This is a genomic window from Paraburkholderia strydomiana (assembly GCF_031456815.1).
In the GTDB taxonomy this organism is placed as follows: Bacteria; Pseudomonadota; Gammaproteobacteria; order Burkholderiales; family Burkholderiaceae; genus Paraburkholderia; species Paraburkholderia caledonica.
This window is the reverse complement of sequence record NZ_JAVDVL010000010.1, coordinates 184,387-207,263: the sequence shown is the minus strand read 5'-3', so window position 1 is coordinate 207,263 and position 22,877 is coordinate 184,387. Positions and strand designations below refer to the sequence as shown.

The following is a 22,877-nucleotide window of genomic DNA, read 5'->3' as shown; positions in this document are numbered from 1 at the left end:
CCCGTCAATTCATAGTTGCTGTCACACCGAGATCGAGGTTGATCGCCGAGCCGTCCTTTCCGTGAAAAGGTCCGACCGTAAATCCGTACTTTTTCAACAGGCTGTGAGTGTAGGAGACCGACCACACTGGCGGGCTGCCGATGATGAAGTCGGAAGCGATGCCTTCCTGCCAGGCGGCATAGCCCTCGGCGAAACAGGTATAGCAGTCGCGCGTGCTCGGCAGCCTGAACGGGAATCTGGAATCGAGGCCTGCCGGCCCGCGCGCGAAACATTCAATATATAGCGTATGTCCGCGAGACGCGAGTTCCGCTTCCACGCTCGCCGCGCGTGGGTGCGAGTCGTCGATCCAGAAGCGCGCCCGCTTGAGGTCCGAGGCGGTGAGATACGGCACGCTGGTGCTGCTCGCGAGGATCGCGCCGTCGAACTGCGGTAAGGCGGTGTCGGGGCTGAACGTATGGACCGACACCTTGGTGCGTCCGAGCAGGTCCGCCGCCATCAGCTCGCGTGCCTGGTCCGCGAGCAGGTTGACCTTGTCCGGCAAGTCGATCAGCACGAGTTCCTTCGGCGCTTCCTTGTACAGCAGGTACTTGGCGACCGTCGTGCCGAGCCGTCCGGCCGCGCCGAAGAGTGCGAGCTTCGTGTTGCCGAATTCCAGATCGAGCTCATTGCAGCAATGCATTGCCCAATCTTTGAGCATTGCCGCGGTGGCTGCGTGACCGGTCGTGATATGCGGCGGTTTTGTTTGCCTTGGCAGCGCGCCATAGTTGCACGCGTAGGGCGTCGAGGCTCCCATCGCGACCATGTTCAAGCCGGCCTGCCGTGCCAGTTCGAGCGCCGGGAAGAACTGCGTCTCGCGAAACCGCTTGATGCCGCGAGGGCTGCCCAGCCAGAGTTCGAGCGGCACCGGACACGCGATGTTCGCGCCGATCATCTGCGAGCCCGAATAGATTGGCGATGCAATGAACGGCTTGGTGCGCCAAAGCTCTTCTTCGAACGACTCGTTTCTTGTTTTTACGTTGTGGAAAGAGAAGGAAAGCGTATCCCAGTCTGTAGCGTGAAAGAGAAACCCGACACCGCCTTGGCCCGTGGGCAGATTGTCGCGAATCTGCTCCGGGTGGATCGTGTGTTTGAGCGCCAATGGCGCACCGGACGAGGGCAGGCTGATGGCGCTGCGCCGGTCGTCAATGGTCGATATTTCGTTGTAAAGAGACGTTCCCATTTGGTTTTCCTTTGATTTTCCTTAGGTTGACCCGCGCTGCGAGTCAGCGCGGCTTCGTCAGCCCGCATTGGCCGACGATCCATCAACTCTAGAGAAAACCAATAGTTTTTGTCCGTGTGTTCGTGCGCATCGTCGGTCGGGAAGGGAATTGAGTGGCGCCGGCCTGATATGAACGACAGGAGCAGAACGGGCGGCGCCCACGAGCACAGCGGCGCGAAGAACCGCATGTCGCATGGCGAAGTTCGGAAAGTGGATGCGGCAGCCGGCAAGCTGACCATCCGGCATGGGCCTCTCGAGAATCTCGGCATGGGACCGATGACCATGGTGTTCAAGGTCAAAGACCCTGCGATGCTGTCTCAGGTGAATGTGGGCGACAGCATCGACTTCGTGGCGGAGGAACCCGACGGCGCGCTCACCATGACGTAGCTGCGCAAGCAGTGAGCTTGCCTTGGGCGAGCGGGGCAGCCGTTCGCCGCAAAAATAAATTTCTCATGCGATGGAATACCTGCCCGCCGGCGATGTTTACGTCGGTAACCCCGCACGTTTCTTCCAGCTACCAACCACGAGGCCGCTTTGAGTTACACCACGATTCAACCCGCCTGGGTCCGCATCGCACACTGGGTCAACGCGTTAGCCGTCGTGCTGATGGTGATGAGCGGCTGGCAAATCTATGACGCATCGCCCATCTTTGCGGGCTTACAGTTTCCTTCCGCGATCACCTTGGGCGGCTGGCTCGGCGGCGCCTTGCAATGGCACTTCGCAGTCATGTGGCTGCTGGTCGTCAATTTTCTTGTCTATGTCGGGCTCAACATCGTATCGGGGCGCCTGCGTCGCAAACTGCTGCCGGTGAGCATCGGGTCGATCGCAAAAGATCTCACGGCGGCGCTGCGCGGCAAGCTGGAGCACGAAGACCTTTCACGCTACAACGCGGTGCAGAAGTTCGCCTACCTCGTGGTGATCGTCGATATTGCGCTCGTCATTCTGTCGGGGCTCGCGATCTGGAAGTCCGTGCAGTTTCCGCTGCTGCGCACGCTGATGGGCGGATACGACAACGCACGAGTCGTGCATTTCGTCGCGATGAGTGTGCTGGTCGCATTCTTCGTCGTGCACATTGCGATGGTCGCGCTCGTGCCGCGCTCGCTGCTCGTGATGATTCGGGGACGCTAACCATGACCCTTCGCAACAAGTCCACAAAACTCAGCGCGTTTGCGCAGTCTCATGCAGAGACCATCATCAAGGATGCGCGCGGCGAACTCAAGAATCCCGCACGCCGCCTGCTGGGCCAGCGCATTCTCACGCTCGGCGGCATTGCGCTGCTGTCGGGCTGCGATCTGTCCAACGACAAATCCGTAAATACGATGCTGCGCAAGATGTCGTCCTTCAACGACGACGTGCAGGCATTGCTCTTCAGTCCGAACACGCTTGCGCCGACGTATCCGGAGTCGATGATCACGCGGCCGTTCCCGTTCAACGCGTTCTACGATATCGACGACGTGCCCGAGGTCGACGCCGCCCGCTACCGGCTGGAGGTGAGCGGACTCGCGAACGGCAAGCGCGTGTGGACGCTCGACGAACTGCACGCGTTGCCGCAGGAAAGCCAGATTACGCGCCATATCTGCATCGAAGGGTGGAGTGCGATCGGCCGTTGGGACGGCGTGCGCTTTGCCTCGTTCCTGAAGCAGGCGGGCGCCGACATCACGGCAAAGTATGTGTCGCTGCATTGCGCGGACAACTACTGGACGAGCATCGACATGCCGACGGCGCTTCATCCGCAAACGCAACTCACGCTTGGCTACGACGGTGGCCCGCTGCCGCCGAAATACGGCTTCCCGATGAAGCTGCGCATGCCGACCAAGCTGGGCTACAAGAATCCGAAGCATATCGTCGCGATCAGCGTGACGAACGATTATCCCGGTGGTTACTGGGAGAACCAGGGCTACAACTGGTTCGGCGGTTCCTGATGTTCATTGGCCCGTTCACGGCTTTGCAGTCCTCTCAACCGTTTCTCATGGAGTATTCATGTCTATTCGCCTGAAACTCGGCGTCACGCTTGCGGCGCTGTCTTTTGCCGGTGCCGCGCTTGCGCAGACGCCCGCCGCCAAACCGTCGCGCATCCGTGGCGATATCGTCGCGCTCGACGGCGACGTCCTCAAGGTGCATCGCCGCAGCGGCGACACGGTCTCGATCGAACTGAAACCGGCCGTCACCGTGTCGGCAGTCAAGGCGATGCAGCTTTCCGACATCAAGCCGGGCTCGTTCGTCGGCACGGCCGCCACGACCGGCACCGACGGCAAGCTGACGGCAACCGAGGTGGTGGTATTCCCGGAAGCCGCGCGCGGCACGGGCGAAGGCCACTATGACTGGGACCTCGGTCCGAACAGCACGATGACCAATGCGAACGTCGACACGGTCGTTCAGGGCACGAGCGGCCGGAACCTGAAGCTGTCGTACAAGGGCGGCAATAACGAGGTGACGGTGCCGCCGAACGTACCTATCGTGACCTTTACGACGGCCGCGCGCACCGACCTGACGCCGGGCAAGAAGGTGTTCATCGTGGCAACGGCGGCGTCGCAGGGTACATATGTCGCTCAACGTGTGGTTGTCGAGAAGGATGGCGTCGCGCCGCCGATGTAAAGCGCATTCAGGTATGGAAGGCCGACCGCATTGGGTGTGTCACCAACGGGTACGGCCTTCCAGCAAGCAGCGCAGGTAACTTTGGGGAAACAGCCCGGCGAATCACCCACGCAAGCGCATTGCCGCTCGCCCGATCAGCGAGGGCCGGCTCACAGTCCGAGGCAAATCGCACCGGCCGCCACGACCACGCAGGCGAGCCAGCGCTTGCCGCTCACCGCTTCGCCGAGAAACATCCGCCCGATCAGCACCGCGAACACCACGCTGGTCTCGCGCAACGCCGACACCGTTCCCATCGCGCCCGACTGCATCGCCCATATGACGATGCCGTATGCCGCGACCGATACAACGCCGCCCATCAGCGAGGAGCCGACCGCCATTGGCGTCGAGCGTATCGGGGTCCATAGCGCGGACACACCGCGCATCGCGACGAACAGCACGGGCATCAGCCAGTAGAACAGGAACATCCATGCGGTGTAGGCAAGCGCTTCGCCGCCCGACAGGCGCACGCCGATGCCGTCGATCACGGTGTAAAGCGCGATCGTCGCGCCGGTGGTGAGCGCGGCCAGCACGCCGGCGCGCGACACGCTTCCCGCTTCGAGCGCGATTGCAATGATGCCGCCGGATATCATCACGATCCCGATAGCATGCAACGGGCCGATCGCCTCGTGCGCGAAGAGCGCTGCGCCGAGCGTAACCAGAAGCGGTGACGAGCCGCGGGCAATCGGATACGCTTGCGCCAGATCGCCACGGCGGTAGGCCCGCACAAGGCTTGCGTTATAGCCGATATGCACAAGGCCCGACGCGACGATATACGGCCATGCCGCGGCCGCCGGCAACGGCGTGAATGGAATGATGAGTGTGGAGATCGCCGCGATGGCGATGCTCATCCACGTCATGGAAAGGAAGCGGTCGCGATTGCCGTGCAGCAACGCGTTCCAGCTTGCGTGAAGCAACGCTGCGAAAAGGACCAGGCCGCCCGTATAGCTGAGCATGCGCGATCAGGCCGCGGGCGCGACCGATGCGCCCGCAATCCGATGGCGCGCGAGCGATTCGGCCACGAACCCCGACGCCTTCATTTCCTCGACGAAGCTGCGCAGCGCGGAAGCCGCCGCTTCACCGCGGCTTTTCGGCGTGCCCATTGCCTGTTGAATGACCATGAAGCGCTCATCGAGAAGCCGCAGGCCGGATGTATTGCGCGCATTGGCTTCGAGTTGCTGCTTCACGCCGGCCGCGACTTCGAGACCCTGTTCGAGGAACGTCTGCACGACCGTCGGCGAGGTAGGTGCACGAACGATCTGCGCGGCCTTCAGTTCGCGTGTGAGGAAGAGGTCATAGGCGCTGCCTTTGCCGACCGCGACGCGGTTATGCGGCTGATCGACGTCCTCGTTCGTTCGGACGGGGGAGTCGTCGCGCACCAGATAAAAGCCTTCGATCAGCACGTACGGCGCGGTAAATGCAATCGTCTCGCCACGCAACGGATCGACAGCGAAGAAGCCGAAGTCGGCACGCTCCTCGCTCACGGCCTGCACCGATTTGCCCGCTGCGTCGAACACCACCAGTTCGAGTTCGACGCCGAGCTTTTGTGCGAACGCCCGCGCGAGGTCGACCGATACGCCGAACGGCTCGCCGGTCTTCGGGTCCTGGTTAGCGAGAATGGGGTTGCCCAGATTGATCGATGCCCGCACTTTGCCGGCAGGCGTGAACGACGAGACAACGGCTTGATCGATGGTCATGGTGTTCCCGTATGGTGTTCCGCAACGTGTTCCCGGTATGCGCGGGCCGTATGCGTTGAGGAAACGGTTCGAGGATCTTGCTGATGCGAGGATAGTGCGTCGAGCGTTCCGTTCCATCTTAAAGGGAATTGGCGGACTTGCCCAGGCGGCCGGCAACGCGCCATGGCACCCTCGATTGCCGGCTGACTCCAGCGTCCAATCATTGCAAACTCTGTAAGCGATAACCGGCCCGAGCTAGTCTTTGCGCTCACGTTTTGCGGGCTTGTTATGGGCGGCATCGTTGTTGTCTGTATCACGCCGTTTTTCGTCGCCCACTTCGCGATTGGCGACGAACGGTGAATCGGTATCGCTGCCGCCTTCGCGCAGTGCGGTTCGCGCTTCCTTGGCGAGGTTTTCATACTGCTTGCGAAAGCGCGTCAGGTCTTTCTCCTCCAGTTCTTCCAGATCGAGCAGTGCGTTATGGGCGCCTTCGATTGCGCGGATCAGTTCGTCGAGCTTGATCTGCATGGCGGCCGTGTCGCGGTTCTGGGTGTTTTGGATCAGGAAAACCATCAGGAACGTGACGATCGTGGTCGACGTGTTGATCACGAGCTGCCATGTGTCGCTGTAATGAAAGAACGGCCCCGTGATTGCCCACACGATCACGAGCGACGCAGCCACGACGAAAGTGCCGGGACGGCCGGTCATTGTCGACAGATAGCTGGCGAAGTTCGAAAACCATTTGCTGTTCATGGCGATCTCCGTTGTTGGTCTGGTTCATACGATGATCGCATAGGACAGGTGGTCGGGCTCGGTCTGATCCGTGGGTGTTCCGCGCGCATGGTGTTGACGGTGTCTGTCTGCTCGGTGATATTCTTTTCGTCGCCTGGTTTGCGTTTGCTCCGTGCTTGCGAAGGCAGCGACGCTTCCCTCATTGCTTGAAAACAGCACGAACGGCAAGGACCGGCGCTCATGAACGATCAGCGAAATCTGGCACCCGACAGCACCGCGGCACGTGTTGCACTCTGGCGGGCGCTCCACAAGGAAGTCGATGCAGCGCCGCATGTTTTCGACGACTCGATCGGCCTCGAACTGCTAGCTCCCGGCGACGACTGGCGCCAGCGCGGCGACATGGACCCGCAGTTCACGCGTCCGTTTCGTGCGTCGATCGTGGCACGCGCACGTTTTATCGAAGACCTGGTGGTCGAAGAGGCGGCGCGCGGGATCGGCCAGTATGTGATTCTTGGGGCGGGGCTCGACAGTTTTGCGCAGCGCAGGCCGGAGATTGCTTCGCGCCTCACAGTATTCGAGATCGATCAGCCGGGGCCGCAGGAGTGGAAGCGTCAGCGGCTCGGCGAGCTTGGTTTCGGCATCCCGCCATGGCTGCGCTTCGTGCCGGTCGATTTCGAGGCTGGCGAAGCATGGCAGGATCGGCTAATGGCGCACGGATTCGACGACAGGAAGCCCGCAATCGTGGTCTCGACGGGCGTGAGCATGTATCTCACGCGCGATGCAAATGCGGCCACGCTGCGCCAGATCGCGGCTTTCGCCCGCGGATCGACGCTCGCCACGACGTTTTTGCTGCCGCTAGACATGGCGGATCCAGAAGTGCGTCCTGGACTGAAAATGGCGGAGAAGGGCGCGCGCGAAAGCGGCACACCCTTTCTCAGTTTCTTCACGCCGGCCGAGATGCTGGCCCTTGCCCACGACGCCGGCTTCGCGCAGGCGCGCCACGTCTCTGCGGCCGACCTTACGCAACGCTACTTCGCCAACAGAAGCGATGGCTTGCGTCCGCCGGACAATACCGAGGAATTGCTAATAGCAAATACCTGACCACGGTCCCCCACGAGCGTCACGGTAAGGCCGACGACTTGCTGAGCGTCACACCAGCAACCGGATCGCGAGCCCTGCCACGCCGCACACCAGCACTACTGGTATCACGCCGACCTTGAAGCGGAAGAGCGCGATCGCAGCCGCCAGCCCGATGACGAGCGACAACCAGTCGAAGCTCCCATGCAGGCCATGCGGCCATAAAACGTGCAGCGCAAAGAAGACGGCAAGATTCACGATTACGCCGACGACCGCGGCCGTGATCGCAGTGAGCGGCGCGGTGAATTTCAGATTGCCGTGCGTGGTCTCGATGAACGGGCCGCCCAGCAGGATGAACATGAACGAAGGCAGAAACGTGAAGAACGTCACGATCGTCGACGCGACGACAGCGGACAGAAGTAGCGCGTCCGGACCGAATATCGCTCGCGTCCATCCGCCGACAAAGCCGACGAAAGCGACGACCATGATCAGCGGGCCGGGCGTCGTCTCACCGAGCGCAAGACCGTCGATCATTTGAAGCCCGGTGAGCCAATGCTGATGCTCGACCGCGCCCTGGTAGACATAAGGCAAAACCGCGTACGCGCCACCGAACGTAAGCAGCGCTGCCTTCGTGAAGAACCAGGCCATTTGCGTGAGTGCGCCGTTCCATCCGAAAAGGACGGTTAGCGTACCGATCGTCACCAGCCATATGAGGACAAAGCTTGCCAGGACGATGAAAAAGCGCTTCCAGGTAAAGAGCGCGTGACGAGGCGTCGGCGTGTCGTCGTCGATCAGCGCCGGGCCGTGAAGCTGCGCAGCGGCGCCGTGCTTGCCGCCAATCACGAAAGTGCCGGGCGCATATTTCCCGCCGACGTAACCGATCACGCCAGCCACGAGAACAATCAACGGGAACGGCACCTTCACGGCGAAGATGGCGATAAACGCCGCAGCGGCGATAGACCACAGCCAGGCGTTCTTAAGCGCGCGTGAGCCAATGCGATACGCTGCGAACACGACGATCGCAGTCACAGCCGGCTTGATTCCGTACAGCACGCCCGCCACGGCCGGGACGCTGCCGAACACCAGATAGACCCACGACAGGCCCATAAGAATAAATAGCGACGGCAGCACGAAAAGCCCGCCCGCGATCACGCCACCCCACGTGCGATGCATGAGCCAGCCGATGTAGGTCGCAAGTTGCTGCGCCTCGGGCCCGGGAAGCACCATGCAGTAGTTCAACGCATGCAGGAAGCGCTTTTCCGAAATCCAGCGCTTTCTCTCGACGAGTTCCTGGTGCATCAGCGCTATCTGCCCGGCCGGACCGCCAAAGCTCATGAAGCCGAGTCGCAGCCAATACCAGAACGCAGTGGAGAGCGGAACGCGGGCGACGTCGTCTTTCATCAAATGGTCCTGTTCGTTTTGCCTCGTGCTGGAGCGCGGGCTTCGAGCGGTCGCAAGTATCTTTTGGCTAGCGAGGGTCTCAAGGGTGTCTGGGCGATGACGATTGGCCACTCAGGATCGGCTTGCTGACTTTTAGCTTTCCGGTCACTGACGTTCCGGTCATTGCCCCCGGTCATTGATTCCCCTTAACCGCATGACGGAACGTGCGGCGCAGTCTAGCAGTTAAGGCACGCTGCGCTGTTCCGCTTGCACCGATGCCGCCAGTTTCCGCGCTTCGACGAGTGCTTCGCTGATGGCGCTCAGCACTTTGTCGCGCGCGGCGTCGTCCTGCTGACGCAACGCGAACGAAGGATGATATGTCGCGATTCCCCAACCGCCTTCGAGTTCGAACGGCTTACCCATATAGTCGCGCAAGCTTGCCTTTTCGCGCAGCAACGCGTTGAGCGCCGTTGCGCCCAGCGCGACGACGACCGATGGCCGAACGGTTTGCAACTCCTGCTCCAGCCAATACGAGCATGCTTCGACCTCGCGCTGCGCGGCGGTTTTGTGCAGCCTGCGCTTGCCGCGAGGTTCCCATTTAAAGTGCTTGACCGCGTTCGTCAAATAAAGCTGCTCACGCGACAGGTCGGCGCGGACGATCGCGAGGTCTAGCAACTGTCCCGCCGGCCCGATGAAAGGCTCGCCGCTCAGATCCTCCTGATCGCCGGGCTGCTCACCGATCAGCATGATGCGCGCGTCACGAGGCCCCGAACTGCCCACGGCTTGCGTCGCATTGCGCCACAGGTCGCAACGCCGGCAGGCATCCAGCGACGATGGCTGATCGCGGGCGGGCTGAGCGAATTCGGCTTCGACAGGAATGGACTTGCCGCCGAGCGCCGCGACCCCGCTCGCTTGCGCAACGCGCCGCGCGCCGCTCTTTGCTTCACTGATCATGGCGGGAATCAGATGGCCTTCAGGCAGCCCTTTCCAGAACCGCACCGGCATGTGCTGTTCGAGCGCGGCTTCGTTCAGACGCGCAGGATTGAATGTGCTGCGGTAGTACGCGAGCCACAACGCCTCGGCTTCGTCTTCACTGTCGCAGCGATGCTCGTGGCGCAGAGCAGGGCGCGCTTCGATATGTAGTTGCTCGCCGTTCCAGAACGCGGCGCCGTGAGGCGTCGCGATAATCCACGACGAGCGCCCCATGCGTTGCGCGAAATGTTCCGCGGCCCATGCGAGAACGTCGTGCTCCGGTTCGTACCAGGCTACGTACTCTGGGGTTTGGGCGTCCGGCTTCTGCTTGCGAAAGCGCACGTACGCGATCATGTCGTGCTTCGCACGGCGCACCGCTTTAGCCATCCGGTAGAGCCGGGCGCCGTCGACGTCGGCTGGCGACGCCACCGCGCGATCACCGCATTGCCAGCGCCACAGCACCTTGTAGAGGAATGCCCACCGGTCCGGCTCGCGATACAGCGCCGCATCATGCAACAGCGCCGACAGTTCTTTCGAGACGTGAACGGCCGGGGCGTCCGACCCGAGCGCCGCGTTGCCGGACGTGTCACCGTAATCGAGCGCCGTTTGACCAGACAGCGAACCATGACCACCGGCGCCTTCTTTAATGCGCCATTCGATCGACTCCGGCGCAAGCCCTTGAGCCAGCGCAACGAGAGTGGCTGTACGCCAGGCGGCAAAATGGTTTTCGATCTCGATGCAATGAAGCACGATACGTCACCACAACTGCATTTGCGTTTGCATTGGCGGCGTCAGGATTCGCCGCAGATGAGCCGACGACGCGTCGTGCATGGCCGCGCGATAGTCTTGTGTAACGACGAACGGCTTGATCTTTTCCAGCGGACACCGCAGGCGCACCAGATCTTCATAGCGCACCCGCCGTGAGCGTCGCAACTCGACCAGCCGCTTGGCATTGCGCATGCCGATGCCCGGCACCCGCGCGATCATGCGAAGCGGCGCGCGGTTCAGGTCGACCGGGAACTGGTCGCGATGCCCGAGCGCCCATGCAAGTTTCGGATCCATGTCGAGCGGCAGGTTGCCTGGCTGTTCGAACAGTTCCGCGACGTTGAAACCGTAGCCGCGCAGCAGAAAATCTGCCTGATACAGACGATGTTCGCGCAGCAGCGGCGGCGCCTCGCCGGGGACTGCCGAAGGACTGTCAGGGATCGGGCTGAATGCCGAGTAATACACGCGCTTCAGCTTGTACGATCCGTATAGCGTTTCCGCGGTCTGCAGGATGGTGCTGTCGTTCGTCTGATCCGCGCCGACGATCATTTGCGTGCTTTGGCCGGCCGGCGTGAACCGGGGCGCTTTTGCGTCGCCCAGCGCCTCTTCCTGCGCGAGCCGGATCGACCCCATGGCGAGCTTGATCGTGCGCACGTCTTTCTCCGGTGCAAGGCGTGCGAGGCTGCCTTCGGTCGGCAGTTCGATGTTCACGCTCAGACGGTCGGCATAGCGGCCGGCTTTGGCGATGAGTTCGGGGTCGGCGTCGGGGATGGTTTTCAGGTGAAGGTAGCCGCGGAACTGGTGATCTTCGCGCAGCGACTGCGCTACCCGCACCAGTTGCTCCATGGTGTAATTCGACGACCGGATGATGCCTGAACTTAGAAACAGTCCGTCAATGTAGTTGCGCCGATAAAAGTCGAGCGTGAGGTCCACGACCTCCTCAGGCGTGAAGCGCGCCCGCGGCACATTGCTCGAGCGCCGGTTGACGCAGTACTGACAGTCATACAGACAGAAATTGGTGAGCAGGATTTTCAGCAGCGATACGCAGCGCCCGTCTGGCGTGAAGCTATGGCAGATACCGGCGCCGGTGCTGGCGCCCAAACCTTCCGTGCCGCGCGACGCGCGCTTAGGCGCGCCACTACTGGCGCACGATGCGTCGTATTTGGCCGCGTCGGCCAATACTTCGAGCTTTTTCTGCAATTCCACGTTGCCGCCGATACTGTATGGATGTACAGTATTGTACGTGGGCAGCTCGTAAGCGCAAGCGTTTTTTGGCAGGGTCGGCGGCGGGGTTGGATGCTTGCTGGCTTGCGGTGCGGTTGCTGCCTGGTTGCTTGTTCGTTGCTGGTTTTCCGCTGGCGTCCGCCAGTTCGTTCATGTGAAGGGGGATTCGTGTAGATGCCGGATTTCAGCACGCAGGAGCAAGATGCCTGAACAACTGTGGTTGCCCGGGCTCGAGGCGCCGCCAACGCCAACCGACGGCCTCTTTTTCGCTGTCTTCCCGGATGCGAATACCGCGGCCAGCATTTCAAAGCTAGCGCAAGAGCTTTGCGGGGAAGCGCGCGCCCGCAGTAAGCCGCTTGCCGCCGGTCGTTTGCACGTCACGCTGCGTCATCTCGGCAATTTCGCGGGCGGTCTGCCGCCGGCACATGTGGAGGCCGCAATGCAAGCGGCTGCCGCGGTTCGCATGGCGCCGTTCAGCGTCGAATTCAATACGGCGGAGAGTTTCGCGTCGAAACCGCGGCCGGGCCCGTTAGTGTTGACGGGGAGTGAGGGCGTGGTGGGTCTGCATCGGCTTCATGATGCATTGACCGAAGCGCTGCACGTCAAGGGCATTGAAAGCCGCGCCGGTTCCGCGGCAGTGACTTATACGCCGCATGTCACGTTGGCTTACGGCTTGCCTTGGGCCGCCGCGCGTCCGGTTGAGCCGGTTTGCTGGAATGTGCGTGGTTTCGCGTTGATACACAGCTTATTGGGGCGTACCCGGCATATTGTGCTTGCGCGCTGGTCGCTTGAAGGGGCCGCGCCCTAGTGGCATTGGCGCGACGATTAGTTGGTCGTGAAGAGGAACATGAAAGGAGGGTGGGCAGCGACGCGTGATCTGTGGCTTTAGATTTTGTGGGGATCTGGCGTGCGTCTAGAAGCGCATACCAGTAGCGCAAACGCCGCCGAAACCACCGCCGCTTCCGCCGGCTCCGGCGCAGAATACTGCGCAGCCGGAACGCAAGGCGGACATCGCTGCGGCTACACATACACCGCGTAGGGTTGTCTTGAATGAGCGCCTGTCAACGCGGGCGCGGCTCGCGAGCGCTGAAGCGCAGCCCGCGCACGCCCGGACTGCGGGCTGCGGGGCAGTGCTTGTGGCAGTGATTCGTGCTGCGTTGTCAACGCGTGAGTGTGTCATTTGCAATTGCATGATCGGTGGCAAAAAAAGCAGGAAACAGAGAAGCGAAGTAGGTGAGCGAGGTAGCCAAACGAAGCGAACCGAGCAGGCGGCCAAAGCACGCCGCGAGCGCGACTCGCAAAAAGTGTCGAAGCCTAGCTTGCATCCATCCAGGACTCCAATACGCAAAATCCGAAAAGCCGGCGGGTCGGGTGAATCCGGCGGAAGGAACCCTCGTGCGCTCCCTGATAGAATGCTTGGGCCGCAACGTAGTGGATTGCAGATGAGATTGCTTGATGCGTTAGTCGAACAGCGTATTGCCGCCGCCGCCGCACGTGGCGAATTCGACGATTTGCCGGGCGCAGGCGCGCCGCTCACCCTGGACGACGATGCTCTGGTCCCGGAAGAAGTGCGCGTCGCCAACCGGATTTTGAAAAACGCGGGGTTTGTGCCCCCCGCAATGGAGCAGTTGCGCGCGTTGCGTGACTTGCAGGCCGAACTGAATGCCGTGAGCGATCAGGCTACGCGCTGCCGTCTTCAGGCTCGCATGCTGGCACTCCATATGGCGCTGGAGTCGTTACGTGGAGGCCCGTTGGTGCTGCCGCGCGAATATTGCCGCCGGATTGCGGAGCGCTTGTCCGAGCGGGCTTCCAACAGCGATATGTCCGCGGTGGAAGGCTCTCCCGCGAATGTCGCCGGCTCGGGGACACAGTGAGCGAGCCCGTCGTTGGCCGCGGGGCCTTGGGCTTGAAATTGGGCTCGAACTTGGACTGGATCGAGGCAGGAAAGGAGCCGGAAATGCCGCCTGTTACTGTCGGTGGTGTTGTCACCATCGCCGGTGACTTCGCAAATGGCGAGCCGGGCGTCGCTGCCGCGGCGCCCATCGCCTCGTCCGATCCCCCCGAGCCGCTCGCAGCCGCTGCCAACCCACCCGCCGACCCGCCCGCCAACCCCGCCGTCTCTGACCGCGACCGCCGGTTCATGGCCTTGGCGCAAGCTGCCGCCGAAGAAGCGCGGGCGGCTGGTGAAGTGCCCGTCGGCGCAGTGCTCGTGCTTGGCGACGAAGTGATCGCGAAAGGTTTCAACCATCCGATTGGCGCGCACGATCCTTCGGCGCACGCGGAAATGGTCGCGTTGCGTGCCGCGGCAAAGATCGCGCAGAACTATCGCTTGCCGGGCTGCGAACTGTATGTGACCCTCGAACCTTGCCTGATGTGCGCAGGTGCCATCATGCACGCCCGCATTGCCCGCGTGGTGTTCGGTGCCCGCGATCCGAAAACGGGTGCATGCGGCAGCGTCGTCGACGCATTCGCGAACCCGCAGTTGAATCATCACACTCAGGTGACCGGCGGCGTGCTCGAAAGCGAATGCGGCGCTGCGCTGAAGTCGTTCTTTGCCGAGCGGCGGCGTGCGAGCCGCGAAGCACGCGCGGCGGCACGTGCAGCCGTCGTCCCGGAAATAGACCCGTCCGGCACACCCTGAATCGCAACGCTCTCCAAACCGCGCGGAACACTTAGACCAGAGCCTATCGATGAGCGTCCACCGTACCTTCAACCTGATTGCGCCTTCCGGCTATCCGCAAGAGGCGGAGGTGCTCAACCGCGCGTTGCAGCGCCTGCGCGCACAAGGGCATCGCGTGGAAGGAGTAGACGCGACGCGGCGTCGTTATCAACGCTTTGGCGGCACCGACGGCGAGCGCGCGGCGGATTTGAACCGGCTCGCGGATGCTTCCCGCGCGTTGCCGGACATCGTCCTTGCCGTGCGCGGCGGTTACGGCGCGGCGCGGATTCTGCACGGCCTCGATTACGATGGGTTGCAACGTCGTCTGAGCGGCGAGCCGGTCGCGCTGGTGGGCCACAGCGACTTCACGGCTATTCAGCTTGCTCTGCTCGCGCGCGCCGGCTTGAAAACGTTCAGCGGCCCGATGCTCATGAGCGACTTCGGTGCCGAACATGTCAGCGACTTCACCATGCAGCACTTCTGGTCCGCGCTGACAAAGCCGACGCTAACCATTGCGAAAAACGTGCCGCAAGCGCACGCGGTGGACGTATCGGGCACCTTCTGGGGCGGCAATCTGGCGGTGCTCACGTCGCTCGTCGGCACGCCTTATATTCCGTCGGTGCAGGGCGGGGTGCTGTTTGTCGAGGACGTCAACGAGCAGCCGTTTCGCATTGAGCGGATGCTTTATCAACTGCACCTGTCAGGTATTCTCGGCGAGCAGCAGGCGCTCGTGCTCGGCGATTTTTCGGGCGGCAAGTCGTACGACTACGACAACGGCTATGACCTGCAAGCCATGATCGATCAGATGCGGTCGGTGATCGGCATTCCGATCGTCACCGGCTTGCAGTTCGGCCACGTGCCGGACATGCTTACGCTGCCTGTGGGTGCCGACGCGCACCTGGTTGCAGATGCGAACGGCTTCAAGCTGACCCTGACAGATTATCCCTGTCTGCGTTGAACGACCGCTAACAAAGCGGTGCAGGCGAGGCCGCCTTTTCGCCGGTCCTTTGCGTAGCCCAAGTCGGCAACTGCGGCTTTTCAGTGAAGGCCGAAAACCACCGCGCTCGACTATTTTGTCGACAAAATGCGCCGCGCCAGCGACGTCAATCGTCATATCGAATCCAGTTGCCCCAGTCGCTGCAAGGCTTTCAGCCGGGCAGCCTGTCGTCGCCGCAAGCCCCGCCGCAAAGATTGTCGATGATGCCAACAAAAATTGTTGACAATCTTTATGTCCATCCTATTATGACCTTCATACCGAGACACATATCATGTCCGACACCGAATCAGTCAACGCAAATAGTTCGAAGCCCGAAGCAATTGCCGAGCGCATTCGCGCCGCGATTCTCGAGCATCGGCTGGCGCCGGGCGCGAAGCTGACCGAAGCGCAGTTATGCGAAGTGTTCGGTGTGAAGCGTGGGCCGATCCGGCAAGCGCTAGCGCAACTCGCGACCGATCATCTGGTGGATCTCGAACCGAACCGTGGTGCGTTTGTGGCAAGCCCGTCGCTTCAGGAGGTGCACGAGGTGTTCGAGATGCGCCGCATCATCGAGTTGGCAGTCGTCGAAAAGATCTGCGGCGGACATGGCATGCGGCGGTTGAAGAGCATCGGCAGCATGATCGGCCGCGAACGCAAGGCGTTCGAAACACGCGACTTTTCGTCGTGGATTCGTCTGTCCGGCGAGTTTCACACGGAACTCGCTCAGCTGACCGGCAACACGGTGCTGTGCGACTGCCTGAACGGACTCGTGGCGCGCTCCACGCTGATTTCAGCGTTGTACGAGTCATTGGGGCGAAGCCCGTGTTCGTTCGAAGACCATGAAGCGATTCTCGCCGCGCTCGACGCCGGCGATGCAAAAGAGGCGGCGGCGCTCATGTCGCGCCATTTGCAAAGCGTCGAGTTGAAGATGCTGGAGCGGCCCGCGCGTGGCGCAGCCGATCTGCACGAGGTATTCGGCGCGCTTAACGGCGCCGGCAAGGCGTCATCTAAAGACTCGCCTGAAGAGTCAACTAAAGAGTCATCTAAAGCATCACCGAAAGCATCATCGAAAGCATCACTCAAAGCCAGGTCCGCGCCAAGCTGAGGCAAGCGGCCAGCGTGCGCCCGTTGCTGGTGCGCGCCGCACTGAACTGAACGGATTGATCGAGCGTTGCGAGGCGGCCCTGCGCGGGCGCTGCCGGCTTGCGCGCGCACGTCCGTCGCCTGCGCGACGGGCCCCGAATGCAGTAACGCATTGCCGGACATCCGCGGAAGGGCGGCAATGCGATAACCACAAGTACTTCAGTACGGAGACAACCGCGGCGTGGCCATGGCGGCGGCTCGAGCCTCGTTCGTCCAGAACGACGCGAAGCGCGAGCGAGACGCCAGAGCCGCAACTGGCATGGCCAATGCAATGCCCTTCGATTCGCAATCGACGGTTCCATCACAAGGAGGAATCATGGCTCAGTTCAGCGCAGCGCCCGGCAGTCCCGCAATCCCCCCTTATGCAGACGGTGACGCAACCGGCGATGTGTCCATGCCGGCCGGTTATAGCGAGCGGTTATACAACAAGGACCTGGCGCCGCTTCGTCACCAGACCTGGGGCGCCTACAACATCTTTGCGTTCTGGATGTCGGACGTTCACAGCGTCGGCGGTTACGTGTTCGCCGGCAGTCTCTTCGCCCTCGGGTTGACGAGCTGGCAAGTGCTGATTGCGCTGCTGGTGGGCATTGGGATCGTCAACCTGTTGTGCAACATGATCGCGAAGCCGAGCCAGGCCAACGGCGTGCCGTATCCGGTTGCGTGCCGTGCGACTTTCGGTGTGCTCGGCGCCAATGTTCCCGCGGTGATTCGCGGTCTGATCGCGGTCGCGTGGTACGGCATTCAGACGTACCTGGCCTCGAGCGCGCTGGTGATCGTCGTGCTGAAGTTTGTCCCGCAATTGCTGCCCTATGCGGACGTTCATCGGCACGGCTTCATGGGCCTGTCTACGCTCGGCTGGTGCGGCTTCATGTTGCTGTGGGTGCTGCAGGCACTGGTCTTCTGGCACGGCATGGAGACGATCAAGAAGTTCATCGACTTCGCGGGTCCGGCCGTTTATGTCGTGATGTTCATTCTGGCCGGCTACATGGTGTATCGGGCCGGCTGGCGCAACATCGGCATCAACCTGGGCGGCGTCAAGTATCACGGCATGCAGGTATTGCCGGTGATGATCACGGCGACCTCGCTGGTCGTCTCGTACTTCTCCGGGCCGATGCTGAATTTCGGCGACTTTTCGCGCTATGGCAAGAGCTTTCGCAGCGTACAGCGCGGCAATTTCTGGGGGCTGCCGGTCAACTTCCTGGCGTTTTCGCTCGTGACGGTGATCACGACTGCGGCGACGCTGCCGGTGTTCGGTCAACTGATTACGGACCCGGTGGAGACGGTGGGGCGCATCGACTATCCGACGGCAGTGATTCTCGGCGCGCTGACGTTCACGATTGCGACCATCGGCATCAATATCGTCGCGAATTTCGTGTCGCCGGCTTTCGACTTCTCGAACGTGGCGCCGAAGCTCATCAGCTGGCGTGCGGGCGGCATGCTCGCGGCAGTCGCTTCGATCTTCATCACGCCGTGGAATCTGTTCAACAACCCGGCAGTGATTCACTACACGCTCGACGTGCTCGGCAGCTTCATCGGACCTTTGTACGGAATCCTGATCGTCGATTACTACCTGGTGAAGCGCCAGAAAATCGTCCTCGACGATCTGTACACCGTGGCGCCGACGGGAACTTACTGGTATCGCAACGGCGTGAACTACCGCGCGGTTGCTGCACTGCTGCCGGCTGCGGTCATCGCGGTGCTGTGTGTGATGGTGCCGTCGCTCGACGGTATGGCGAATTTCTCATGGTTCATTGGCGCGGGCCTCGGGGCACTGTTCTATCGCGTGCTCGCTCGCTGAGCATCGAGACGCGGGCCATGCTGTGACAGCAGTGACAGGTGGTGGCCGACGCTGACAGCGCCGCGGTCATCGCAGTCGAAAAGGAGACAAGATGCGCATCAAACTGATCAACCCGAACACGACCCAACGCATGACCGACGCAATGGGCCGCTGCGCGCGCGAAGTGGCCGCGCCGGGCACCGAAGTGATTGCGGTCAGTCCGACGATGGGGCCGCCGTCCATCGAAGGCTATTACGATGAAGCCCTTGCCACGCCCGGTCTGCTCGCTGAAGTGATGGCGGGTGAGCGCGAGCACTGCGACGGCTATGTAATCGCCTGTTTCGGCGATCCGGGACTGTACGCCGCACGCGAGCTCGCACGCGGACCGGTGATCGGCATCGCGGAGGCGGCCATGCACGCGGCGAGCGTGCTGGCACCCGGTTTCTCGGTGGTGACGACGCTCGCGCGCACCTGCGGGATGGCGTGGCATCTGGCCGAGCGCTACGGCATGCGGCGTTTCTGCCGCAACGTGCGGGCGACCGACGTCGCGGTGCTCGACCTCGACAAGCCCGGCTCGGCGGCGCGCCGCATCATCCTTGACGAGTGCCGGCGTGCGCTTGCCGAGGACGGTTCCGACGCAATCGTGCTCGGTTGCGCGGGCATGGCCGAGCTGTGCGCGGAGATCGAGGACGCGCTCGGCGCGCCGGTGATCGAAGGCGTGACGGCAGCCGTCAAATGGACCGAGGCGCTGATCTCGCTACGTCTTTCGACGGCCAAGCGCGGCGACTACGCACGCCCCTTGCCCAAGCGCTATGACGGCGCGCTCGAATCGTTCAGTCCTGGCGCGTCGGATCCGAATCCTGCGCCGCCGCGTGTCGTCAATGCAGATTCGCTGCGGGTAAACACCAGCGAATCCGAGCCGCACATACATTCAGTCTGACACGCACTATCTGCCCGGGTGTATGGGCGCACCCGGGCGTTTTCGCTACACTGGTCCAACTCGGCGCGGGCTGCCCGACGTGCTTTCCGACGCTGCCCCGGCTTTTGCCGCTGTAACTCGAAGCACGGCCTCCGGCAGCTTTCACAACGCACCTTGCCAGCACAACGTATCGTCACCACGCATTCGTCAAACCATGGCACTCGACCCCAACTATCCACGCGATCTGATCGGCTACGGCCGCCACCCGGTGCAAGCGAACTGGCCAGGGCGAGCGCGCGTCGCAGTGCAATTCGTCCTCAATTACGAGGAGGGCGGTGAGAACTGCGTGCTGCACGGCGATCCTGGCTCGGAGCAGTTCCTGTCGGAGATTGTCGGCGCAGCGGCGTATCCGGCGCGTCACATGAGCATGGAGTCGATCTACGAATATGGCTCGCGTGCAGGCGTATGGCGCATTCTTCGCGAATTCGAAAAGCGCGGGTTGCCGCTTACGGTGTTCGGCGTCGGCATGGCGATTGAACGGCATCCCGAACTCGCGCGCGCATTCGTCGAACTCGGTCATGAGATCGCGTGTCACGGCTATCGCTGGATTCACTATCAGGACGTATCGCCGGAAAAGGAAGCCGAGCATATGCGGCTCGGCATGCAAGCCATCGAACGTGTCACGGGTGAGCGGCCGCTTGGCTGGTACACGGGCCGCGACAGTCCCAACACGCATCGGCTGGTCGCCGAATATGGCGGCTTTCTGTACGACTCCGACTACTACGGCGACGACCTGCCGTTCTGGATGGACGTTGAAGTGACAGGCGGCACGACTGTGCCTCAACTGATCGTGCCGTACACGCTCGACACGAACGACATGCGCTTCGCGAGCCCGCAGGGCTTCAACACGGCAGACCATTTCTTCACGTATCTGCGCGACGCGTTCGACGTGCTTTACGAAGAAGGCGACGAAGCGCCGAAGATGCTGTCCATCGGCATGCACTGCCGGCTGCTCGGACGCCCCGGGCGTTTTCGCGCGCTGCAGCGCTTTCTCGATCATATCGAGCAGCACGATCGCGTGTGGGTGACCCGGCGCGTCGATATCGCGCGGCACTGGCGCGAACATCATCCCTATCAGCAACATAACCGCGGGGCTGCGGCATGAAGGCGATGCAATACACACTGGACCAACTCAACACCGTTTCGACCGACGCGTTCGTCGCGGCTCTGTCGGGTATCTTCGAGCACTCGCCCTGGGTCGCGGAAATTGCGGCGCATGAGCGGCCGTTTGCGAGCATCGACGAACTGCATCGCAAGATGTCGAAGATCGTCGAGACGGCGGGTGAAGAGAAGCAGCTCGCGCTGATCAACGCGCACCCGGAGCTGGCGGGCAAGGCCGCGGTCCGCGGCGAACTCACGGCGGAATCGACGCGTGAGCAGAGCGGCGCCGGTCTCTCGCAGTGCACGCAGGAAGAGTTCGACAAGCTGCTCGCGCTGAATGCCGCGTATCGCGAGAAGTTTGGCTTTCCGTTCATTCTCGCGGTGCGCGGTTACGACCGTCACGGCATCATCGCGAACTTCGAGGCGCGCGTGAACAATAGCCGCGCCGACGAGCTACGCGCGAGCCTCGATCAGATCTACCGTATCGCGCGTTTCCGGCTGGAAGACCTGATTGGCGCGTGATGAACGCGCAATGAACGCGCAATGAACTGACGATCGCCGCCGCGCTTCAAGGTTCGGCATTACGTTGCAGCTTTGCGCTGCGGCTTCGCCGGAAAATTTCTGGCACTAACAAACATCAAGGAAGACACAGATGGCACTCCCGATTCTCGACCCCAACGCACCCGAATTCACGCGCCGCTACGTGAACCTGGCGGACCCGCGCCTGGGCGCGCAGGCGCTCGAGGCCAGCGACGACTTCTTCGCCCCGAAGGAGCGCATGCTGAACCCGGAGCCGGCCGTCTTCATTCCGGGCAAATACGACGAACACGGCAAGTGGATGGACGGCTGGGAAACGCGCCGCAAACGCGTGAGCGGCTACGACTGGTGCATCGTCAAGCTGGCGCGCCCCGGCGTGATCAAGGGGCTCGACCTCGACACGAGCCATTTCACGGGTAACTTTCCGCCGGCGGCGTCGGTGGAAGCGGCGCGCGTGGTGGACGGCGTGCCCAACCAGTCGACGCAATGGACCGAGATCGTTCCGTCCACTACCTTGCAAGGCAACAGCCACCACTACCTCGACGTGAGCGACGCAAACGCCTATACGCACTTGCGCGTGAACATCTACCCGGACGGCGGCATCGCGCGTCTGCGCGTGTACGGTCAGCCGCAAGTCGACTGGGCCGGCGCGAGCCGCACGGAACAGTTCGACCTCGCCGCGATGGAAAACGGTGCGTACCTGGTCGCGGCGAATAATCAGCACTTCGGCGCTGCATCGACCATTCTGATGCCGGGCCGCGGTGTCAACATGGGCGACGGCTGGGAAACGCGGCGCCGCCGCGAACCCGGCAACGATTGGGCGATCGTCGCGCTTGCACAACCGGGCGTCATTTCGAAGATCGAAGTCGACACCGCACACTTCAAGGGCAATTATCCTGACCGCTGCTCAATTCAGGCCGCATATGTGACCGGCGGCACCGACAGTTCGCTGATCACGCAAGCGATGTTCTGGCCTGTGCTGCTCGGCGAGCAGAAGCTGCAGATGGACAAGCAGCATTATTTCGAAAGCGAGATCGCCGCGCTCGGGCCGGTCACACACGTGCGCTTCAACATCATTCCGGACGGCGGCGTGTCGCGTTTGCGCCTGTGGGGCACGCTCGCATCATGAAGACGCTTGCAATCGAACCGCTGACGAAAGAATCGTTCGCCGCCTTCGGCGATGTGATCGAACTCGAAGGCGCGAAGCAGATTCCGATCAACCTCGGCACGACGATCCGTTATCACGATCTGGCCAACGTGGACGTGACCGACGAGAACGGCCGCGCGCTCGTGAACCTGTTTCGTGGACAGCCGCGCGTGCTGCCGTTCGAGGTGAAGATGCTCGAACGCCATCCGCTCGGCAGCCAGGCGTTCGTGCCGCTGAACGACAAGCCGTATCTGGTGGTGGTCGCGCCGGCCGGCGAGCTCGACGAATCGAAAATCCGCGCCTTCGTCACGAGCGGCTGGCAAGGCGTCAACTACGCGAAGGGCGTGTGGCACCATCCGCTGATTGCGTTGGGCGACGTGAGCGACTTCATTGTCGTGGATCGTGGCGGGGAGGGCCTGAATCTGAACGAGCAGGATCTGACGGAGTCGCTCTGGCTGACCGAAGACGCGTTGAGCGCGGTGACGGTTTAAGGTTCATGCTTCGGCGTGAGGACCCGCCGATGTTCAGAAAGCCCACGGCAGCAATGTCGTGGGCTTTTTGTTTGCAATGCCAGCGTGCGTGCATGCGTATCCTGGCGAAGTGCGTCCCTGCATGTACGTCCCGCCTGCGCGCGCGGGACGAGTGCAAGGCCGAAAAGTATGACGCTCTCCTGCCGCACTAACCGACGCACACCTCAGCGGGGCAGGCGAGCCCGCTATCCATGCGCACTTGATCCCGGCGAACGGCAACCAGCAAAGAGATAAGAACCCGCCAATAAAAAGCGGGCTTCCCGCTTCCGCGAAAAGCCCGCTTCGTGACGCTCGACTACACCCGGCCCAGCAA

At 62.1% G+C, this 22,877-nt stretch carries 23 protein-coding genes; 16 read left to right on the top strand and 7 right to left on the bottom strand.

The features are described 5' to 3' along the window. Window positions 1-4 precede the first annotated feature (4 nt). Entirely contained in the window at window positions 5-1,219 is a 1,215-nt protein-coding gene (locus J2W46_RS25040; RefSeq protein ID WP_310357138.1) for a hypothetical protein, read from the bottom strand. A 108-nt stretch (window positions 1,220-1,327) separates the two neighbouring features. Here J2W46_RS25040 and J2W46_RS34375 point away from each other — a divergent pair, with 108 nt between their 5' ends. The 4 genes from J2W46_RS34375 (at window position 1,328) to J2W46_RS25020 (ending at window position 3,853) form a co-directional block, all read left to right on the top strand. Next, complete coding sequence (locus J2W46_RS34375) at window positions 1,328-1,645, top strand: copper-binding protein (RefSeq protein WP_374726864.1); 318 nt, start codon at window positions 1,328-1,330, stop codon at window positions 1,643-1,645. Window positions 1,646-1,792: 147 nt separating this feature from the next. Then, the gene (locus tag J2W46_RS25030) at window positions 1,793-2,386 is read left to right on the top strand and encodes a cytochrome b/b6 domain-containing protein (RefSeq protein WP_087753218.1); all 594 of its coding nucleotides are present in this window, start codon (window positions 1,793-1,795) and stop codon (window positions 2,384-2,386) included. A gap of 2 nt (window positions 2,387-2,388) precedes the next feature. Beyond that, complete coding sequence (locus J2W46_RS25025) at window positions 2,389-3,180, top strand: molybdopterin-dependent oxidoreductase (RefSeq protein WP_310357136.1); 792 nt, start codon at window positions 2,389-2,391, stop codon at window positions 3,178-3,180. 58 nt (window positions 3,181-3,238) lie between these two features. Next, entirely contained in the window at window positions 3,239-3,853 is a 615-nt protein-coding gene (locus J2W46_RS25020) for a hypothetical protein (protein WP_020070153.1), read from the top strand. A gap of 149 nt (window positions 3,854-4,002) precedes the next feature. Here the strand turns inward: J2W46_RS25020 and J2W46_RS25015 are convergent, their stop codons facing one another. The 3 genes from J2W46_RS25015 to J2W46_RS25005 all read right to left on the bottom strand — a co-directional run bounded on the left by J2W46_RS25015 (window position 4,003) and on the right by J2W46_RS25005 (window position 6,318). Beyond that, window positions 4,003-4,845 (bottom strand): DMT family transporter, encoded by an 843-nt coding sequence (locus J2W46_RS25015; RefSeq protein ID WP_310357133.1) that lies wholly within the window; start codon window positions 4,843-4,845, stop codon window positions 4,003-4,005. A 6-nt stretch (window positions 4,846-4,851) separates the two neighbouring features. After that, window positions 4,852-5,586: an ABC transporter substrate-binding protein gene (locus J2W46_RS25010; RefSeq protein WP_310357130.1), complete on the bottom strand. Its 735-nt coding sequence runs from the start codon at window positions 5,584-5,586 to the stop codon at window positions 4,852-4,854. Between the two features lie 234 nt (window positions 5,587-5,820). Further along, the gene (locus J2W46_RS25005; protein WP_087753214.1) at window positions 5,821-6,318 is read right to left on the bottom strand and encodes a low affinity iron permease family protein; all 498 of its coding nucleotides are present in this window, start codon (window positions 6,316-6,318) and stop codon (window positions 5,821-5,823) included. 219 nt (window positions 6,319-6,537) lie between these two features. Between J2W46_RS25005 and J2W46_RS25000 the strand changes: the two genes are divergently transcribed. Then, window positions 6,538-7,398, top strand: a complete 861-nt coding sequence (locus J2W46_RS25000; protein WP_310357126.1) for a class I SAM-dependent methyltransferase — start codon at window positions 6,538-6,540, stop codon at window positions 7,396-7,398. 48 nt (window positions 7,399-7,446) lie between these two features. On the opposite strand, the gene chrA is transcribed toward J2W46_RS25000, so the two are convergent. The 3 genes from chrA to J2W46_RS24985 all read right to left on the bottom strand — a co-directional run bounded on the left by chrA (window position 7,447) and on the right by J2W46_RS24985 (window position 11,697). Further along, window positions 7,447-8,775 carry a chromate efflux transporter gene (gene chrA / locus J2W46_RS24995; protein WP_310065028.1) on the bottom strand — a complete coding sequence of 443 codons (1,329 nt, stop codon included), beginning with the start codon at window positions 8,773-8,775 and terminating at the stop codon, window positions 7,447-7,449. A 222-nt stretch (window positions 8,776-8,997) separates the two neighbouring features. Beyond that, on the bottom strand, window positions 8,998-10,476 hold the full coding sequence (locus tag J2W46_RS24990) for a UdgX family uracil-DNA binding protein (protein ID WP_310357124.1): 1,479 nt from the start codon (window positions 10,474-10,476) through the stop codon (window positions 8,998-9,000). Window positions 10,477-10,482: 6 nt separating this feature from the next. Then, window positions 10,483-11,697, bottom strand: a complete 1,215-nt coding sequence (locus J2W46_RS24985) for a putative DNA modification/repair radical SAM protein (RefSeq protein WP_204520987.1) — start codon at window positions 11,695-11,697, stop codon at window positions 10,483-10,485. A 220-nt stretch (window positions 11,698-11,917) separates the two neighbouring features. Here J2W46_RS24985 and J2W46_RS24980 point away from each other — a divergent pair, with 220 nt between their 5' ends. From J2W46_RS24980 to J2W46_RS24930, 11 genes are all read left to right on the top strand, one after another. Beyond that, window positions 11,918-12,523, top strand: a complete 606-nt coding sequence (locus J2W46_RS24980; protein WP_310357122.1) for a 2'-5' RNA ligase family protein — start codon at window positions 11,918-11,920, stop codon at window positions 12,521-12,523. A gap of 634 nt (window positions 12,524-13,157) precedes the next feature. Beyond that, window positions 13,158-13,589, top strand: coding sequence for a DnaJ family domain-containing protein (locus J2W46_RS24975; RefSeq protein WP_310357268.1), 432 nt, complete (start codon window positions 13,158-13,160; stop codon window positions 13,587-13,589). An 83-nt stretch (window positions 13,590-13,672) separates the two neighbouring features. Further along, window positions 13,673-14,356 (top strand): tRNA adenosine(34) deaminase TadA, encoded by a 684-nt coding sequence (tadA, locus tag J2W46_RS24970; RefSeq protein WP_310357119.1) that lies wholly within the window; start codon window positions 13,673-13,675, stop codon window positions 14,354-14,356. Window positions 14,357-14,405: 49 nt separating this feature from the next. After that, complete coding sequence (gene ldcA, locus J2W46_RS24965) at window positions 14,406-15,332, top strand: muramoyltetrapeptide carboxypeptidase (RefSeq protein ID WP_310357117.1); 927 nt, start codon at window positions 14,406-14,408, stop codon at window positions 15,330-15,332. Between the two features lie 310 nt (window positions 15,333-15,642). Next, entirely contained in the window at window positions 15,643-16,455 is an 813-nt protein-coding gene (locus J2W46_RS24960; RefSeq protein WP_310357115.1) for a GntR family transcriptional regulator, read from the top strand. A 354-nt stretch (window positions 16,456-16,809) separates the two neighbouring features. Continuing rightward, a complete protein-coding gene (locus tag J2W46_RS24955) occupies window positions 16,810-18,291 on the top strand; it encodes an NCS1 family nucleobase:cation symporter-1 (RefSeq protein WP_087753206.1) in 1,482 nt (493 codons plus the stop codon). Window positions 18,292-18,382: 91 nt separating this feature from the next. Then, on the top strand, window positions 18,383-19,210 hold the full coding sequence (locus J2W46_RS24950) for an aspartate/glutamate racemase family protein (RefSeq protein ID WP_088176994.1): 828 nt from the start codon (window positions 18,383-18,385) through the stop codon (window positions 19,208-19,210). Between the two features lie 193 nt (window positions 19,211-19,403). Beyond that, window positions 19,404-20,354: an allantoinase PuuE gene (puuE, locus tag J2W46_RS24945; protein WP_020070169.1), complete on the top strand. Its 951-nt coding sequence runs from the start codon at window positions 19,404-19,406 to the stop codon at window positions 20,352-20,354. After that, window positions 20,351-20,872: a 2-oxo-4-hydroxy-4-carboxy-5-ureidoimidazoline decarboxylase gene (gene uraD / locus J2W46_RS24940; protein WP_020070170.1), complete on the top strand. Its 522-nt coding sequence runs from the start codon at window positions 20,351-20,353 to the stop codon at window positions 20,870-20,872. The genes puuE and uraD overlap by 4 nt, the downstream gene beginning before the upstream one ends. Window positions 20,873-21,002: 130 nt before the next feature. Next, the gene (gene alc / locus J2W46_RS24935; protein WP_020070171.1) at window positions 21,003-22,016 is read left to right on the top strand and encodes an allantoicase; all 1,014 of its coding nucleotides are present in this window, start codon (window positions 21,003-21,005) and stop codon (window positions 22,014-22,016) included. After that, complete coding sequence (locus J2W46_RS24930; RefSeq protein ID WP_020070172.1) at window positions 22,013-22,525, top strand: ureidoglycolate lyase; 513 nt, start codon at window positions 22,013-22,015, stop codon at window positions 22,523-22,525. The genes alc and J2W46_RS24930 overlap by 4 nt, the downstream gene beginning before the upstream one ends. Window positions 22,526-22,877: the final 352 nt, after the last annotated feature.

Excerpts from the sequence above, each read along its gene's own strand:
- J2W46_RS24950 (WP_088176994.1), top strand. The coding sequence starts at position 18,383 with ATGCGCATCAAACTGATCAACCCGAACACGACCCAACGCATGACCGAC.
- J2W46_RS24975 (WP_310357268.1), top strand. The coding sequence starts at position 13,158 with ATGAGATTGCTTGATGCGTTAGTCGAACAGCGTATTGCCGCCGCCGCC.
- J2W46_RS24960 (WP_310357115.1), top strand. The coding sequence starts at position 15,643 with ATGTCCGACACCGAATCAGTCAACGCAAATAGTTCGAAGCCCGAAGCA.
- puuE (WP_020070169.1), top strand. The coding sequence starts at position 19,404 with ATGGCACTCGACCCCAACTATCCACGCGATCTGATCGGCTACGGCCGC.
- J2W46_RS24930 (WP_020070172.1), top strand. The coding sequence starts at position 22,013 with ATGAAGACGCTTGCAATCGAACCGCTGACGAAAGAATCGTTCGCCGCC.
- J2W46_RS25015 (WP_310357133.1), bottom strand. The coding sequence starts at position 4,845 with ATGCTCAGCTATACGGGCGGCCTGGTCCTTTTCGCAGCGTTGCTTCAC.
- J2W46_RS25005 (WP_087753214.1), bottom strand. The coding sequence starts at position 6,318 with ATGAACAGCAAATGGTTTTCGAACTTCGCCAGCTATCTGTCGACAATG.
- J2W46_RS25025 (WP_310357136.1), top strand. The coding sequence starts at position 2,389 with ATGACCCTTCGCAACAAGTCCACAAAACTCAGCGCGTTTGCGCAGTCT.
- J2W46_RS25020 (WP_020070153.1), top strand. The coding sequence starts at position 3,239 with ATGTCTATTCGCCTGAAACTCGGCGTCACGCTTGCGGCGCTGTCTTTT.
- tadA (WP_310357119.1), top strand. The coding sequence starts at position 13,673 with ATGCCGCCTGTTACTGTCGGTGGTGTTGTCACCATCGCCGGTGACTTC.
- J2W46_RS24955 (WP_087753206.1), top strand. The coding sequence starts at position 16,810 with ATGGCTCAGTTCAGCGCAGCGCCCGGCAGTCCCGCAATCCCCCCTTAT.
- J2W46_RS24980 (WP_310357122.1), top strand. The coding sequence starts at position 11,918 with ATGCCTGAACAACTGTGGTTGCCCGGGCTCGAGGCGCCGCCAACGCCA.
- uraD (WP_020070170.1), top strand. The coding sequence starts at position 20,351 with ATGAAGGCGATGCAATACACACTGGACCAACTCAACACCGTTTCGACC.
- J2W46_RS25010 (WP_310357130.1), bottom strand. The coding sequence starts at position 5,586 with ATGACCATCGATCAAGCCGTTGTCTCGTCGTTCACGCCTGCCGGCAAA.
- alc (WP_020070171.1), top strand. The coding sequence starts at position 21,003 with ATGGCACTCCCGATTCTCGACCCCAACGCACCCGAATTCACGCGCCGC.
- J2W46_RS25040 (WP_310357138.1), bottom strand. The coding sequence starts at position 1,219 with ATGGGAACGTCTCTTTACAACGAAATATCGACCATTGACGACCGGCGC.
- chrA (WP_310065028.1), bottom strand. The coding sequence starts at position 8,775 with ATGAAAGACGACGTCGCCCGCGTTCCGCTCTCCACTGCGTTCTGGTAT.
- ldcA (WP_310357117.1), top strand. The coding sequence starts at position 14,406 with ATGAGCGTCCACCGTACCTTCAACCTGATTGCGCCTTCCGGCTATCCG.
- J2W46_RS25000 (WP_310357126.1), top strand. The coding sequence starts at position 6,538 with ATGAACGATCAGCGAAATCTGGCACCCGACAGCACCGCGGCACGTGTT.